The sequence below is a fragment of the Xanthobacter variabilis genome (assembly GCF_043831965.2).
GTDB lineage: Bacteria > Pseudomonadota > Alphaproteobacteria > Rhizobiales > Xanthobacteraceae > Xanthobacter.
The window spans coordinates 1,862,917-1,878,987 of the sequence record NZ_CM195533.1 but is presented as its reverse complement, the minus strand read 5'-3'; the positions used below and the strand labels follow the sequence as shown (position 1 = coordinate 1,878,987).

10 protein-coding genes are annotated in these 16,071 nt (G+C 68.2%); 6 read left to right on the top strand and 4 right to left on the bottom strand.

Features of this window, described 5'->3' with window-relative positions:
• Window positions 1–122 precede the first annotated feature (122 nt).
• Together V5F26_RS08175 and V5F26_RS08170 are read left to right on the top strand one after the other, a co-directional pair.
• On the top strand, window positions 123–1,160 hold the full coding sequence (locus V5F26_RS08175; protein ID WP_394054883.1) for a sensor histidine kinase: 1,038 nt from the start codon (window positions 123–125) through the stop codon (window positions 1,158–1,160).
• Window positions 1,148–1,846, top strand: coding sequence for a LytR/AlgR family response regulator transcription factor (locus tag V5F26_RS08170; RefSeq protein ID WP_234051443.1), 699 nt, complete (start codon window positions 1,148–1,150; stop codon window positions 1,844–1,846). The genes V5F26_RS08175 and V5F26_RS08170 overlap by 13 nt, the downstream gene beginning before the upstream one ends.
• 288 nt (window positions 1,847–2,134) lie before the next feature.
• Here V5F26_RS08170 and V5F26_RS08165 read toward each other — a convergent pair whose 3' ends face one another.
• Together V5F26_RS08165 and V5F26_RS08160 are read right to left on the bottom strand one after the other, a co-directional pair.
• A complete protein-coding gene (locus tag V5F26_RS08165) occupies window positions 2,135–2,863 on the bottom strand; it encodes a LytR/AlgR family response regulator transcription factor (protein ID WP_394947543.1) in 729 nt (242 codons plus the stop codon).
• Window positions 2,848–3,963 carry a histidine kinase gene (locus V5F26_RS08160; RefSeq protein WP_509210547.1) on the bottom strand — a complete coding sequence of 372 codons (1,116 nt, stop codon included), beginning with the start codon at window positions 3,961–3,963 and terminating at the stop codon, window positions 2,848–2,850. The genes V5F26_RS08165 and V5F26_RS08160 overlap by 16 nt, the downstream gene beginning before the upstream one ends.
• A gap of 275 nt (window positions 3,964–4,238) precedes the next feature.
• Between V5F26_RS08160 and V5F26_RS08155 the strand changes: the two genes are divergently transcribed.
• The 4 genes from V5F26_RS08155 (at window position 4,239) to V5F26_RS08140 (ending at window position 11,479) form a co-directional block, all read left to right on the top strand.
• Entirely contained in the window at window positions 4,239–4,988 is a 750-nt protein-coding gene (locus V5F26_RS08155; protein ID WP_394947545.1) for a hypothetical protein, read from the top strand.
• Window positions 4,989–5,146: 158 nt separating this feature from the next.
• Window positions 5,147–8,308: a cellulase family glycosylhydrolase gene (locus V5F26_RS08150; RefSeq protein WP_394947546.1), complete on the top strand. Its 3,162-nt coding sequence runs from the start codon at window positions 5,147–5,149 to the stop codon at window positions 8,306–8,308.
• A 130-nt stretch (window positions 8,309–8,438) separates the two neighbouring features.
• A complete protein-coding gene (locus V5F26_RS08145) occupies window positions 8,439–10,166 on the top strand; it encodes a type I secretion system permease/ATPase (RefSeq protein WP_394947547.1) in 1,728 nt (575 codons plus the stop codon).
• Window positions 10,163–11,479 carry an HlyD family type I secretion periplasmic adaptor subunit gene (locus V5F26_RS08140; protein ID WP_394947548.1) on the top strand — a complete coding sequence of 439 codons (1,317 nt, stop codon included), beginning with the start codon at window positions 10,163–10,165 and terminating at the stop codon, window positions 11,477–11,479. The genes V5F26_RS08145 and V5F26_RS08140 overlap by 4 nt, the downstream gene beginning before the upstream one ends.
• Before the next feature lie 164 nt (window positions 11,480–11,643).
• On the opposite strand, the gene V5F26_RS08135 is transcribed toward V5F26_RS08140, so the two are convergent.
• On the bottom strand, window positions 11,644–12,867 hold the full coding sequence (locus tag V5F26_RS08135) for an MFS transporter (protein WP_394947549.1): 1,224 nt from the start codon (window positions 12,865–12,867) through the stop codon (window positions 11,644–11,646).
• A 53-nt stretch (window positions 12,868–12,920) separates the two neighbouring features.
• On the bottom strand, window positions 12,921–16,070 hold the full coding sequence (locus V5F26_RS08130) for an efflux RND transporter permease subunit (protein ID WP_394947550.1): 3,150 nt from the start codon (window positions 16,068–16,070) through the stop codon (window positions 12,921–12,923).
• Window position 16,071 lies beyond the last annotated feature (1 nt).

Genomic DNA, 16,071 nt, shown 5'->3' with positions numbered 1-16,071 from the left:
CAGGCACACAGGCCGGGCGCATAAGGGCGCGCCCGGGGCGCGGGGCGGAATTGCCGATGACGGTCGCGGGCGGGTGGCCAGACAGACAGCAGGCGGGCGTGCCCATCCCGGGGACGGGAGCCTTGTCCACGCCCTTCTGGAAGGCCAATCTCGCCGCCTGGCTCTTCATCTCCATGCTCGGCATCGCCACGCGAACGCTGTTCTTCGGCAGCTTCGCGGACGCCGTGATCCTCACCTTGCTGCTGGATTCCATCGGCTTCGTGCTCACCAGCCTCGCCCACGAATTCCTCAGCCGCCGGCCGCGGCCGCAATTTCCCGCGTTTCGGCTCATTCCGCTGGTCATCGTCGCCGCAATCGCGGGCGGGGCGGTGGAGATGGCGGCGGCGGAAGGGCTGCGGGCCCTGTCCTTCTCCCAAGGGGAGTTCCAGCGGGCCTTCGGCGGCCGCATCGTGCCGATGCTGTATTACACCAGCATCTTCCTGGGCTGGGCGCTGGGCTATTTCTGGTTGACCGCAGATGTGGCCGCGCGCACCGAGCATCTTCGGCGCAGCGAGGCGCAATCGGCGGCCGCGCGGGCGGAGCTGCAGCAGCTCAAGGTGCAGCTCGATCCGCACTTCCTGTTCAACGCCCTGAACACGCTGACCGCCGAAATCCCCGAGCGGCCCGAAATCGCGCTGGAAATGGTGCGGCGGATCGCCGGCTACATGCGCTATTGCCTCGACCACAAGGAGCGCTCCGTCTGCCCCCTCGCCGACGAGATCGAGGCGGCGCGCTCCTATCTGCGCATCCAGGAGCTGCGCTTCGACGATTGCCTGACCTGCACCGTCGATCTCGACCCGCAGGCCGGAGACTTCCCGGTGCCGCACCTCATCCTCCAGGGGCTGCTGGAAAACGCGGTGAAGCATGGGCTTCGGCCCACCACCGGCGCGCCCCTGCGGATCGATGTCGCCGTGCGGCGGCATGAGGATGTTCTGTCGGTGGTCATCACCAATCCGGGCACCTATGCGCCGCGCAGCGGCCCCGGCTCGGGGCTCGGCCTCGTCAACATCCGCCGCCGGCTGGAGCTGCATTATCCGGGCGGGCACCACTTCGCCATTGGCCAGGAAGGGCCGCTGGTGGTGGCCCGCATGAGCCTCAAGGGACCCATATGCTTCGCGTGATGGTGGTGGACGACGAGCCGCCGGCCCGCCGCAGCCTCAAGCGGCTCCTTTCGGCCCATCCGGACCTGATGGTGGCGCGCGAGGCCGGCAGCCTCGCGGAAGCGCGCGACAGCCTTGCCAGCGTGCGCCCGGACATCCTGTTCCTCGATGTGGAGCTGGGGGACGGTAAGGGCTTCGAGGTTCTCACCCAGGGCGAGGTGAGACCGGATATCGTGTTCGTCACCGCCTATAGCAGCTATGCGGTGGAAGCCTTCGCGGTGGAGGCGGCGGACTATCTGCTGAAGCCGGTGGAGCCGGAACGCCTCGCCCTCACCCTCCAGCGCCTGCGCGAGCGGCGCGCGCATCGGGCCGACCAGGAGCGCAAGCTGCGCATCCAGATGCCAGGCCGGCACGTGATGGTGGCGCAGAGCCGCATTCTCTCCCTCACGGCGGAAGGAGATTTCACCCGCATCCTCGTGAGCGACGAGAAGGAATTGCTGGTCTGCCGCCTGCTCGGCCAGTTCGAGGCCGAGCTGCCCGACCCGCCCTTTCGCCGCCTCAGCCGCTCGCTCATCGTCAATATGGGGCAGGTGCAGCGGGTGGAGAACATGGAAGGCGGCCGCGCGCGGCTGGTGCTCGGGCCGCAGGCCCATTGCCTCTCCCTCGGCCGGGCCGCCGCGCGCCGGCTGAAGGACGCCGGCGCCTAGAGCCCTTCCGCGCGCCGCGGGAACCGGTTCGCATAAAGGATACGCACGAAAACAGAAGGATAGGTGGCTTCGACGTCTCCATGAAACGCTGAAGCAGCCTGAGCGCCGCATCCCGGCCCAAGCGGGCGTGCTCCGGCATGGGCCCCGCGCGAATGCAGTGCGACCGGAATAGTGTCCCGCAACGGCTCAAGCGCGCCTGCGAGGCGGAACCGCTGCATTCAGGCACCCTTGGCGCGGGTGATGAGAGGGATCCAAACGGGGGGCGTCCCCTGCCCCGACAGCGCGGCCTCAGCCCTCCGGACCCGCGCCGGTCGCCCCGTCCATGGCCTCGCGCAGGCGTGCCGCGGCGGCCCGGCCGATAATAAGGGGTTCCACCAATCCCAGCAGGGTCACGCGCACCGCGTCGCGGCTGCGGGCATCGACGCTGCGCACGCGGTCCCGATTGACTATGAGCGAACGCCCCAGCCGGAAGAAGGGGGGCGACGGCAGCAGCGTCTCGAACTGGCCGAGGCTGCGCAGCATCATGACCGCCGGCCGCGCGGACAGGAGGACATGGCTGAAATCCCCCTCCGCGCGCACCGCCACGATGTCCGCCACCGCCGAGAACACCACGCGGTTGGCGGATCGCAGCTCGATCAACTCGCCGGTCTCCCTGCGCTCGCCGGAGAGCTGGCGTTGCACGCGGTCGAGGGCAGCATGGAAGCGCTCGGGCGCGACCGGCTTCAGCAGATAGTCCACCGCATCCACGGCGAACGCCTCCACCGCATATTCGGCATGGGCGGTCACGAAGATCACCTTCGGCGGCTCGTCCACTGCCGCCAGCAGGTCGAAGCCATCCCCGCCATTCAGGCGAATGTCCAGGAAGACGAGGTGCGGCCGGGTGGCGGCGATCAGCTCCAGCGTCTGCGCCACGCTCTCCGCCTCGCCGACGATTTCCACATCGTCCCGCCCGGCCACCAGGCGGCGCATGGCGCGCCGCGCCAGCGGCTCGTCATCGGCAATCAGAACGCGGAGCACGGCTCCCCCTCCAGTCGCAGCACGGCGACAACGCGCCCTCCGCCGGGCGCGCCATCATCACCGGGGGTCTGCTGCAGCGCAAAAGTGTGGCGGCCGGGATAATGGACGTCAAGCCGCCGCCGCACATTCGCAAGGCCGATGCCATGATGGCGCGCGGCACCCCCGGCGGCAGCGAGGCGGCCGGTGTTCGACACCTCCACCCGCAGCGCCTGCCCCTCCGCCGCCACCGCCACGCGCACGTCCAGCCGCCGCGAGCGGTCGCCGTGCTCGAAGGCGTTCTCCACCAAAGGCTGCAGCAGCAGGTTGGCGATCGGCCAGGAGGCGACCGCTGGATCCGTCTCCACCACCGCCTGTACCCGCTCGCCGAAGCGCGCCTTCTGGATGCGCAGATAGGCCGAGAGGCCCTCCACCTCCGCCGCGACCGACACCACCGGGTGGCGAATGCCCGCCAGCAGGTGGCGCAGATATTGGGTGAGGTCGCGGATCATGGCCAAGGCGGCATCGGGATGTTCCGGCACCTCCTCCGCCAGTCCATTGAGGGCGTTGAACAGGAAGTGCGGATCGAGCTGAAGCTGAAGGGAGCGGATCTCGGCCTTCAGCGCGTCCATCCGCGCCGCCACCGCCCGCTCACGCGCGCGCTGCCTGGCCTGCTCCGCCCGCACCCAGAGATAGCAGATGCTCCAGGCCAGGAAGGCCAGGCTATAGTGCGCGAGGGGCAGGATCACCTGCTCCAGGGGATCCCAATCGGGAACGCGCCACCCCAAGATGCTCCGCACCACGCCGATACCCGCGAGCCCAAGCCCCGCCGCGAGCGGCGAGAACAGCGTCACAAGGCCCACCGTGCGCAGGTTCAGCTGGCCCTCGGCGCACAACCGCCCGTAGAGCCAGCGCAGGCCCGCGGACAGGAGCACCCACGCCGCATAGGCAATGAGGGTGAGAACCACCGCTTCCGGCAGCGCACCATAGAGCAGCTGGCGGTTCACCAGGTCCACCACGGCGAACAGGCCCCAGCCGACCAGTTGCGCGGTCCAGAATGAGGCTCGCGGCTCCCGCGTCGGCGCGATGGCCGCCCCTGCCGTTACTTCGCCAGCGTCCACCACAGCCCCTCCGGGCCGCCCGGCATGCGGACGACCTCCCCCATCGATCAGTATTCACCAGCGCCACCAGCGTCAATTGCTCGAATCCCGCCACAAAAAGGCCGCGCTGGCGCCATCGCCGCCTTTGGTGCGCGGGGCCCGCCCATGGGGCCACCTGCCGCGATCATCGACTTTTCTGCCGCGCTCATCGACTAGCGCGGCCCGGCGCGATGATCATCTGGGGAAGACATGCCATCTGCTCGCTTCGAGACAGGAAACGGAGCACCACAGCGATGGACATGGCGAACACTTCTGCGCGCGGTCCTGAAGGTCTGCCGGGCGCGAGCGCGGCGGGCCAGCCGTGTCGCATCGGTTCCGTGACACTGCCCACCAATGGCCCGCTCAGCACCATCACCGCGCTCGACCCCACGGCGGACAAGCCGGATCCTAGCTCCTGTTCCGATCACAACCTGATCGTCGAGGACCGGGCCGAGGGTCTCGCCTTCACCGATCCCGGGAGCGGACGGGCGGTGCCGATCGAGGGCGTGTCGCTCGGCCGGCTCACCGTGGACAGCTCCGTGCCGGTGAAAAACCACCATCTGCGCATGGGCCTCAGCGGCACCCTGGCGTGGGAACAGGGCCAGGAGGCGGCCCCGCACACGGCCTATGCCCGCTCCCGTAAGGCGGGGCAGCTGGACCGCGTCACCTTCGATCCCGCCACCGACTTGGGGGACTGCCGCACTTACGGCAGCCGCGAGCAGTTGTTCACGATGGACAGAACCGGGGGTTCCGTCATCGGGGACCCGGCCACCGGCCAGCCCCTTGTCCCGCGCCACATGAAGATGGCGGAGCTGTCCGCCGGCACCTTCCTCTTCACCGGCTCCCAGGCGCGGGGAGACCAGGTCTGGTCCCAGCTCGGCCTCACTGCGCTGCCGGAGACGCAGGTCATCGCGCACCGCACCATCGCCACCGGGCGCTGGCCCACCGCGGCCGGCACCGGCGCGCCGCCATCCGGCGACGCCGCGCACGCCACCGCCGGCAGCGACTAGGCCGCCCAATCCGGCCCCTCACCTTCGCGCCGGGCGAAATCCGGGCGGAGGTCCCCATCCCCGCCATCGGCGCCACGACGGCACAAGCCGACGAGCGCCTTACGCCGACGCTCTCCGACGCGAGCGGCGCCAGCCTCGCCACCACTACCGGAACCATCATGAACGACGACACCAACAGCACCGACACCATCAGCTTCAGCGTCCGCGACAACTGGACCGCCGGCTTTGTGGGCGACATGACGCTGACCGCCCAGGCCGCCCTCGATGGCTGGACCGTGGCGTTCGACGCCCCATTCGAGATCTCCAACATCTGGAATGCGGAGATCGTCAGCCATGTGGGCGACCATTACGTGATCCGCAACGCCGCCTGGAACGGCACCGTGGCGGCCAATGGCGCGGTGAGCTTCGGCTTCCAGGCTTCTCCCGGCGGCGGCAGCGCCACGGTGAGCGACTTCGTGATCAATGGCACCGCCGTGGATGGCGGCGGCGATCCGACGCCGCAGCTGCCGTCCCTCGCCATCGCCGACGCCCAGGTGGCCGAGGGCGACGACGGCGCCTCCTACCTCACCTTCACCGTGAGCCTTTCGGCAGCCTCCACGTCCGATATCAGCGTGCATTTCGCCACCGCCGACGGCAGCGCCACCGCCGGCAGCGATTACATCGCGCAGTCCGGCAGCCTCACTTTCGCGGCGGGCGAGACCACGAAGAGCATCCGCGTGGCGGTGAATGGCGACAGCGTGGTGGAAGGCCATGAGACGCTGAGCGTCACCCTCTCCGCGCCCACGGGCGCCACCCTGGCCGATGCCACAGCCACCGGCACCATCCTCAATGACGATGCCGCCCCGCCGGCCGTGCTGCCCACGGTCTCGGTGTCCGGCACCACGGTGGTGGAGGGCAATCCCGGCACCGGATCGGGCGATGCGGCCGATGGCTGGTTCTCCACCTCCGGCAACCAGATCGTGGATGCCGATGGCAATGCGGTGAAGATCGCGGGCGTCAACTGGTTCGGCTTCGAGGGCTCCAACAATTCCCCGAACGGCCTGTGGACCCGCAGCTATACCGACATGATGGACCAGATGAAGGAGCTGGGCTTCAACACCATCCGCCTGCCCTTCTCCTCCGACATGCTGCATGCCACCACGGCGTCGGGCATCGATTACTCGCAGAATCCCGATCTTCAGGGCCTCTCGCCCCTGGAGATCATGGACAAGATCGTGGAGTATGCCGACGAGATCGGCATGAAGATCATTTTGGACCACCATCGCTCGTCCTCGGGCGCCGGCACGTCCGAAAACGGTCTTTGGTACGACAGCGCGCATTCCGAGGCCCAATGGATCTCCGACTGGCAGATGCTGGCCGAGCGCTATGCGGACAATTCCGCCGTCATCGGCGCCGATCTGCACAACGAGCCCTACAACGGAACCTGGGGTGGCGGCGGCGCGAACGACTGGGCGGCCGCGGCCGAGCGCGCCGGCAATGCTATTGGCGAGGTGAATTCCAACTGGCTCATCTTCGTGGAGGGCGTGGGCACCTATGAAGGCGAAAGCTATTGGTGGGGCGGCAATCTCATGGGCGTGCGCGACCGGCCCATCGCGCTCGAAGTGGACAACAAGCTTGTCTATTCGGCCCATGACTATGGCAATTCCGTCTATGCCCAGCCCTGGTTCCAGTCGTCCGACTTCGCGGCGGATCTGCCGGAGAAGTTCCGGGAGATGTGGGGCTATATCTACGAAGAAAACATCGCACCGGTCTATATCGGCGAGTTCGGCACCAAGCTGGAGGACCCCAAGGACGCGCCCTGGCTGGAGGCCCTGACCTCCTATCTGTCCGGCGACTTCAACAATGACGGCACCATCGACCTGCCGGCCGGCGCCGAGGGCATCAGCTGGACCTATTGGTCGTGGAACCCCAATTCGGGCGACACCGGCGGCATCCTGGCCGACGACTGGCGCACCGTGCACACGGAAAAGCTCGCTTATCTCGAACCCATCGAGTTCGACCTCGGCGACGGCTCGGGCTCCGGCGACGTGGGAAGCGGGGATGCCAACGCCGCGCTGTTCGTGATCTCCCTCTCACAGGCGGCGAGCGAGACCGTCACGGTGGATTATCACACCGTTGCCGGAACGGCGGATTCCAGTGACTTCACCGCGTCGAGCGGCACCGTGACCTTCGCGGCGGGAGAGACCACCAAGGTGGTGCGCATCCCCGTGACCGCCGACACGGCGGTGGAAGGCAACGAGCATTTCTCCCTGGTGCTCACCGATGCGGACGGTGCGGTGATCGGCGTGGCCGAAGGCGTCGCGACCATCGCCGACGATGACGGCGCCGGTCCCACCGTGCCCAGCCTCTCCATCGCCGATGCCCAGGTGGCGGAGGGCGAGGCCGGCGCGGCGGGCACCCTCGCTTTCACCGTGAACCTCTCGTCCGCCTCCGACGAGGCCATCACCGTGAGCTATCACACGGCCGGCGGCACCGCGACCGAGGGCGTGGACTATACCGGCATGGACGGCACCTTCACCATCGCCGCCGGCGAGACGCAGGCCACCATCCATGTGCCGGTGATCGGCGATTCCACCGTGGAAGCCAATGAGCGCTTCACCGTGGTGCTCACCGGCGCCACCGGGGCCACCATCGCCGATGGCAGCGCCACCGGTACCATCGTCAATGACGACGCGGCCGCAAGCACGGGCGACCAGCTCGCCTTCACCGTGAATGACGATTGGGGCGCGGGCTTCGTGGGCAGCATGACGCTGACCCCGGAAGCGGATCTCAACGGCTGGACCGTGGCCTTCGACGCCGATTTCGACATTTCCAACATCTGGAACGCGGAGATCGTCAGCCATGTGGGCGACCATTATGTGATCCGCAACGCCGCCTGGAACAGCGACGTGGATGCGGGAAGCCCCGTGACCTTCGGCTTCCAGGCCTCGCCCGGCGGAGCGGAAGCGGTCGCCAGCGGCCTCACCGTCAACGGCGCCGCCATCGCCAGCGAGGCGAGCCTAGCGGCCACCTCCGCCGAACTGGCGAACGACGTGCTGCTGACGGCGGCCCTGTCCCACCTGTCGACCAGCGACACGGCCTTCACGGCCGACGTGACCCTGCACAATGGGGGCGAGGCCACCGCCGGCTGGAGCGTGGAGATCGACACGCCGTTCGAGATCACAAGCGTGAGCGGCGCCGAGATCCTCTCGCACACGGCCGATGGCTATGTGCTGGGCCATACGGACGGCAACGGTGTGATCGGCGCCAATGACGATCTCACCTTCTCCATCGCCGGCACCGGCCGGTTCGACGCGTCGCAGTTTGGCATCCTGGTCTGAGGCCCGCACCTCGCCAGGATGGGCCGGCGGCTTTCGCGCCGCCGGCCACCCTTTTCACGCACCGCCTCCTCCCGAGCGATCGCCGCGCACCGGCGAGGAGACGGCGCGCCCCCGCCCCGGAGGATCGCCCTTGAAGCCCCTTTCCCCCTCCCCCGCCTCGCGCGTCGGCGCGGCCCTCGCCGCCTGCCGGGGGACGCTGGCGACGGTCGGCGTGTTCTCCGCCGTCATCAATCTGCTGATGCTGTCGGGCTCGTTCTACATGCTCCAGGTCTATGACCGGGTGCTGACCTCCCATTCGGTACCCACCCTCATCGGCCTGTCGGCGCTGCTGCTGTGCGCCTTTGCCCTGCAGGGCTTCCTCGATGCGGTGCGGGTGCGCATGCTGGCCCGCATCGGCGCCCGCTTCGACGCGGACGTCGCCCCCGCCGCCTTCGAGGCGGTGCGGCGGCTGTCGGTGCTCGGCTGGCGCTCGGAACAGGCGGGCCAGCCGGTGCGCGATCTCGACCAGATCCGCGCCTTCCTGGCCTCCCTCGGCCCCACCGCTCTGTTCGACATGCCGTGGATGCCGCTCTTCATCGCCGGCTGCTTCCTGCTGCATCCCTGGCTCGGCGGGCTGGCGCTGTTCGGCGGGCTCGTCATCCTGGCCCTCACCGCGCTCACCGAAATGAAGAGCCGCGCCGCCACCCGGGCCCAGCTCGAAAGCCGCGCGGCGCGCGAGAGCGTGGTGAATGCCAGCCGCCGCAATGCGGAGGCCATCACCGCCATGGGCATGGCTCCCGCCTTCGCCCGCCTCTGGCTTGAGGCCAATGGCCGGCACATGCGCGACTGGCTTGCGGGCACAGACATCACCAGCGCCGCCGGCGCCGCGGCGAAGGTGTTCCGCATGGCGCTGCAATCGGCGGTGCTGGGCCTCGGCGCCTATCTCGCCATTGAGGGGGAGATTTCCGGCGGCGCCATGATCGCGGCCTCGATCATGACGTCCCGCGCCCTCGCGCCCATCGAGATCGCGGTGGCCAATTGGAAGGGCTTCGTCGCCGCCCGCCAGAGCCTTGCGCGCCTGAAGCGCACCCTCGACATGCCGGCCCTGGCCACAAACAGCCCCCTGGCCCTGCCGCCGCCCAGCCGGCACCTGGCGGTCGAAAACCTCATCGTCGCCGCGCCCGGCCGGCAGGCGCCCATCCTTAAGCGGCTGAGCCTCACCCTCAAGGCTGGCCAGGGGCTGGGCGTCATCGGCCCCAGCGCCTCCGGCAAGTCCACCCTGGCCCGTGCCTTGGTGGGCGTGTGGCCGGCGCTGAAGGGCGATGTGCGCCTCGACGGCGCCGCCCTCGATCAATGGGGTGAGGAGGCCCGCCACATCGGCTACCTGCCCCAGGATGTGGAGCTGTTCGACGGCACGGTGGCGCAAAACATCGCCCGCTTCGCCCCCGATGCCGCCTCGCAGGCGGTGGTCGCGGCGGCGCGCGCGGCCGGCGCCCATGAGCTCATCCTGCGCCTGGAGCAGGGCTATGACACACCCATCGGCGAAAGCGGAGCGGCCCTTTCCGCCGGCCAGCGCCAGCGCATCGGCCTTGCCCGCGCGCTTTACGGGGACCCGTTCCTGGTGGTGCTGGACGAGCCCAATTCGAACCTCGACCAGGATGGCGATGCGGCTCTGACCGCCGCCGTGAAGGGCGTGCGCGGGCGCGGCGGCATCATCGTCGTCATCACCCATCGGCAGGCGGCCATTGCCGGCGTCGACCTGGTGGCGGTGATGGCCGATGGCGCCATCAAGAGCCACGGGCCGAAGGACGAGGTTCTGCAAGCCCTGGCGCGACAGGCCGGCGTCTCCCGCATCCCCCAGCCGAAGGTGGCCTCATGAGCAACCCGCACGATCCCCGCCATGAGGCCAGCCGCGCCCTGCGGCGGTTGGCCTTGGCCGGCGGCTCCGCCATCGCCCTGTTCGCCGGCACCGTCGGCGTGTGGGCCGTCACCACGCCCCTTTCGGGGGCAGTGGTCGCGCCCGGCCAGTTCGTGGTGGATGGCAATGTGAAAAAGATCCAGCACCCCACAGGCGGCATCGTCGGTGCCCTCGAGGTGCGCGAGGGGGACCTGGTGCAGCAGGGCGCGGTGGTGCTGCGCCTCGACGACACCATTCCCCGCGCCAATCTCCAGATGATTTCCACCCAGCTCGACGAATTGTCCGCCCGCCGCGCGCGCCTCAAGGCGGAACGCGACGGCCGCGCGGCCATGGGCCCGGTGCCCGAGCTGGAGCCGCGCGGCACTGCCCCGGACATCGCCGCCTTGATCGCCGCCGAGGAGCGCCTCTTCTCCGCCCGCCGGGAGGCGCGGGAGGGGCAGAAGGCGCAGCTCATCAAGCGCATCGGGCAGCTGGGCGACGAGATTGCCGGCCTCAAGGCCCAGCAGGAGGCCGGCGCGCGCCAGAGCGTGCTCATCGCCGAGGAGCTGGAAGGGGTGCGCGGGCTTTATGAGAAGAACCTCGTCTCCATCAGCCGCAAGGCCGTTCTGGAGCGCGACGCCGCCGAGCTGGACGGGCAGAAGGGACGGCTCATCGCAGCGGTGGCGGAGGCAGAAGGCAAGATCGCGGAGACCAATCTTCAGATCATCCAGATTGATGCCGGCCTGCGCGAGGACGTCATGCAGGAACTCCAGGAGGTGGAGAGCAAGATTGCGGAGCTCACCGAGCGCCGCGTGACCGCCGAGGACCAGCTGAAGCGCATCGAGATCCGCGCGCCGGTGACGGGCTATGTGCATCAGCTGACCGTGCACACGGTGGGCGGCGTGCTGGCCCCGGCGGAACCGGCCATGCTCATCGTGCCGGCCCAGGACACGCTGCAGGTGGAAGCGCGCGTGAACCCCACCGATATCGACCAGATCGCGCCCGGCCAGATGGCCCATGTGAAGGTGCGCGCCTTCAACCAGCGCACCACGCCGGAGCTCAAGGCAAAGGTCGAGCGCATCGCCCCCGACACCAGCCGCGACCAGCAGACGGGGGCCGTCTACTACACCATCCGCGTGGCGGTGCCGAAAGAGGAGCTGGCACGCCTGGCGCCCCACGGCGTGGCGGCGGGCATGCAGGCCGACGTGTTCGTGAAGACCGTGGACCGCACACCGCTGGAATACATCGCCAAGCCCCTGCACGACCAGATCGCCAAGGCGTTCCGCGAGCGCTGAAAGGCATTCCGCGAGCACTGAGCCGTCCGACTTGAGCGAAGAACACCGGTGCCGATCCCCTTGGCGCCGGCAGAGCGCGCCCGCCGCCCTCCACGGCGGGCGCCTCGCTCATCAAGGCACGCCGCTCTCGCTGGCAAGGGCCGCTGCGGGCCCCATGCGTCCGCTCAGTCCAGCACCGCGCCGCGTCGTTCGGGGATCAGGTAGAGGGTCGCCGCGAGATCGAGCACATAGATGGCCGATAACAGCGCAAGCGCGTGGGTGAAGCTGTGCTGGCCCGCCAGATAGCCGATCACCGCCGGCCCCAGCCCACCCACCGCACGGCCCAGATTGAACAGCACGTTTTGCGCCGTCGCCCGCGCGGCGGTGGGGTATAGCTCCGACAGCAGCGCGCCATAGCCCCCCATCATCCCATTCACGAACAGCCCCATGACCGCGCCGCCCACCAGCAGGCCCACCGGCGTGGACAACTGGGCATAGATCAGCAGCGAAACCGCCGCCCCCACCTGATAGAGCATGAAGGTTGGCCGCCGCCCCACCCGATCCGCCAGCTGGCCGAAGACGAGAATGCCCACCGCCATGCCCATGATGGTCACCGCAGTCCACAAGGCGGACTTGGTGAGGGAGAAGCCGAAGGCGTTGGCCAGGTAGTTCGGCAGCCAGATCATGACGCCGTAATAGCCAAAGTTCTGAACCGCGCAGAGCACGAACAGGCCGATGCTGACACGCGTGGTGCGCGCGTCCTTCACCAGGGCGCGGAGCGGCGCGGCCGGCGCCGTGGGCCGGGGGCAGGAAGTGAAGATCTCCGGCTCCGACAAGGTCCGCCGCACAACGAAGGCGACGAGGGCCGGCAGCACGCCCACCAGGAACATACCCCGCCAGCCAATGGCGGGCAGCAGAAGCGGCGTCGCCAGAGCGGCCGCCAAAACCCCCGCCTGCCAGCCCAGCGCCACATATGACGAAGCGCGGGCACGCTTGGCCGCCGGCCAGGCCTCGCTCGCGAGCGCCATGCCGATGCCGAACTCTCCACCCAGGCCGAGCCCAGCCACGAACCGATAGGCGAGCAGGTCGTAATAACCCTGCGCGAGGGCACAAAGACCGGTAAAGAGCGCGAACAGGACAATAGTCCAGCTCAAAACCTGCACGCGCCCCAGGCGATCCGCCAGCAGGCCGAAGCCGATGCCCCCCAGCACCGCCCCCATCAGCGTCCAGGTCACCAAAGCCCCGGCCTGCACCGGCGTAAGCCCCAGGTCCGCCGAGATCGCCGTGAGCATGAAGCCGAGGATGAGGAGATCGAACCCATCCATGGCAAAGCCAAGGGAGGCACCCAGCATCACCTTCATCGGATAGGAACGGGAAGAAGGCGACGAACTGGTCGCGTCCACGGTCATCTCAGTTTTCCAAACAGCGCAGGGGATGGCGAAGGAGGATGGAGCGCGGGCCGTCAGCCCGCGCCGCCGGTGACGTCTGAGCCCACCGCCTTCCGCCCCGGCCGCAGCCGTTCCAGCACGGTGAAGAAGGCCGGCACGAACAGCACCGCAAGGCCCGTGGACGCCAGCATGCCGCTGACCACCGCAACCCCCAGCGACACCCGCGCCCCGGCCCCGGCCCCAGAGGCGAACACCAGCGGCAGCATGCCGAAGATGAAGGCGAACGAGGTCATCAGGATGGGCCGGAACCGCAGCCGCGCCGCCTCCACCGCGGCAGCCGCGGGCTCCAGGCCCTCGGCGCGCTTCTCGCGGGCATATTCGACGATCAGGATGGCATTCTTGGCGGCAAGCGCGATGAGCAGGACGATGCCGATCTGCGTGTAGAGATCGTTCGACATCCCCGTGAGATCGAGCGCCACCACCGTACCCAGCAAGGTGAGCGGCACGGCCAGGATCACCGCCAGCGGCTGCACCCAGCTTTCATATTGCCCGGCCAGCACGAAGTAGACGAGCAGAAGAGCCACGGCGAACACATAATAGATCTGCTGGCCCACCACCTGTTCCTGATAGGACATGGCGGTCCAGGCCGTGCCCATGGAGGGCGGCAGCGACTTCGCGGCGACTTCGCCCATGAGGGTCATGGCCTCGCCGGAACTGAAGCCCGCCGCCGGGCTGCCCACCACCGTCGCGGCCGGATAGAGATTGTAGAGCGTGACCAGAGCCGGGCCCGCCTCGTCGGCGATGCGGGCCACGGTGCCGAGGGGCACCATCCGCCCATCCGCGCCCTTCACCTTCAGCTTCAATACGTCGCCGGGCTGGAGCCGGAACGGGGCATCCGCCTGCACATAGACCTGGAACACATTGTTGAACTTGGTGAACTGGTTCACGTAAGTGGAGCCGATATAGGATTCCACCGCCTGGAACACCTGGCCCACGGTGAGGCCCAGGGCCTCGGCCTTCACGCGGTCCACCACCAGGCGCAATTGCTTCACCTGCCCGTTGAAGGTGGAGGCCACGTGGGACAGGCCGCTCTGCGTGGAGGCATTCTCCACCATCTGCTGGGCGGCATTCTGCAGGGCCACGAAGTCCGAGCTGCCGTCCTTCAGCTCCACCATCATGGTGAGGCCCGAGGCATTGCCCACGCCCTGGATGGGGGGCGGCAGCATCACCTGCGCCACCGCCGTGTCCAGGCCATCGAGGGCGGCGCGGGCCTTGCCCGAAATGCTGGCGATGCTGAGATCAGCCGTCTTGCGCTGGTCCCAGTCCTTCAGCACCACATAGAGCATGCCGGCATTGTAGAGCGTGGCATTGTTGTCCAGCGGCGAAATGCCGGACACGCCGATGACCGTCTCCACGCCCGGCACCTTTTCCACCAGCTTCACGGCCGCGGTCACAGCCGCGTCGGTGCGCGCCGAGGAGGCCGCATCGGGCAGGCTGAGATTGACGATGAAATAGCCCTGGTCCTCTTCCGGCAGGAAGCCCGTGGGCACCCGCGAGAGCCCGTAAAAGGCGATGCCGATCAAGGCGAGCCCCACCAGCGTGGTGGGCAGCGCGAAGGCCACCAGCTGGCGCACCAGCGCCGTATAAGCGGCCTCGCAGCGCCCATAGACGGCGTTGAAAGCGCGGTAGACGATATTGCGCTCCTCCGGCGGCACGGACTTGCGCAGCCACAGGGCGCATTGGGTGGGCTTCAGCGTCACCGCATTCACCGCCGAGATAAGCGCGGTGGCGGCGATTACGAGGGCGAACTGCTGATACATCTTGCCGGTGAGCCCCGACAGCGTCGCCGCCGGCAGGAACACCGCCATCAGCACCAGAGTGATGCCGATGATGGGCCCGGTGAGCTCACCCATGGCCTTCACCGCCGCCTCGTGGCTGGACAGGCCATCATCCATATGGCGCGCCACGCCTTCCACGATGACGATGGCATCATCGACCACGATGCCGATGGCGAGCACCAAGGCGAACAGGCTGGTGGTGTTCACCGTGTAGCCCATGAGCGCCATGGCGGCGAAGGCGCCGATGATGGTCACCGGCACGGTGGTGGCCGGCACCAGCATGGCCCGCCAGTCCTGCAGGAAGATAAGGATCACCAGCAGCACCAGCACCGCGGCGATGATGAGGGTCTCGTAGACTTCGTCGATGGAGGCGGTGACGAACTTGGTGCTGTCGAAGGACACCTTGTAGTCGAGCCCCTGCGGGAAGGTCTTCGAGAGCTCCTTCATCTTGGCGTTCACCGCCTCCGCCACCGTGAGCGCATTGGCCCCGGTGAGCTGCGAGATGGCGATGGCGGCGGAGGGCATGCCGTTCAGCGTCGCGGTGTGGCCGTAGGCCGCCGAGCCTAGCTCCACGCGCCCCACGTCGCCCACCCGCACGATGCGCCCGCCATTGCCGCTCGCGGCCTTGACGACGATGGTCTCGAAGTCCTTAGCCTCGCTGAAGCGGCCGGTGACGTTCAGCACATATTGGAAATTCACCATGGCCGGCGTGGGCGGCGCCCCCACGAGGCCGGCGGTCACCTCCGTGCTCTGCTGCGAGATGGCGGTGACCACGTCGGACGGCGTCAGCCCGAAGCTCTGCAGCCGGTCGGGATCAAGCCAGATGCGCATGGCATAGTCGCCCGCGCCCATCACCGTCACATCCCCCACGCCCGGCAGGCGCGCCAGCTCATTCTGCAGGCTGATGGTGGCGTAATTGGAGAGGAAGAGATTATCGAAGCGCCCATCCGAAGAATAGAGATTCACGAACTGAAGGATGGAAGTCGACTTCTTCTTGACCGTCAGCCCCTGGGTGGAGACGGCAGAGGGCAATTGCGCCGTGGCCAGCGAAACCCGGTTCTGCACCAGCACCTGCGCCATGTCCGGATCGGTGCCGATCTCGAAGGTGACCACCAGGGAATAGGTGCCGTCGGAAGCGCTGGTGGACTGCATGTAGATCATGCCTTCCACCCCATTCACCTGCTGCTCGATCGGCAGGGCCACGGTGTCCATCACCGTGCGGGCGCTGGCGCCCGGATAGCTCGCCGTCACCGAGACCGTGGGCGGCACCACGTTGGGATATTGCGATACGGGCAAGCTCATGAGGGAGAGAGCGCCCAGAAGAACAATAAGAAAAGCCAGGGTGTTGGACAGCACCGGCCGTTCGATGAAGAAGCGCGAGAACATG

Excerpts from the sequence above, each read along its gene's own strand:
- V5F26_RS08170 (WP_234051443.1), top strand. The coding sequence starts at position 1,148 with ATGCTTCGCGTGATGGTGGTGGACGACGAGCCGCCGGCCCGCCGCAGC.
- V5F26_RS08155 (WP_394947545.1), top strand. The coding sequence starts at position 4,239 with ATGGCGAACACTTCTGCGCGCGGTCCTGAAGGTCTGCCGGGCGCGAGC.
- V5F26_RS08150 (WP_394947546.1), top strand. The coding sequence starts at position 5,147 with ATGAACGACGACACCAACAGCACCGACACCATCAGCTTCAGCGTCCGC.
- V5F26_RS08140 (WP_394947548.1), top strand. The coding sequence starts at position 10,163 with ATGAGCAACCCGCACGATCCCCGCCATGAGGCCAGCCGCGCCCTGCGG.
- V5F26_RS08135 (WP_394947549.1), bottom strand. The coding sequence starts at position 12,867 with ATGACCGTGGACGCGACCAGTTCGTCGCCTTCTTCCCGTTCCTATCCG.
- V5F26_RS08130 (WP_394947550.1), bottom strand. The coding sequence starts at position 16,070 with ATGTTCTCGCGCTTCTTCATCGAACGGCCGGTGCTGTCCAACACCCTG.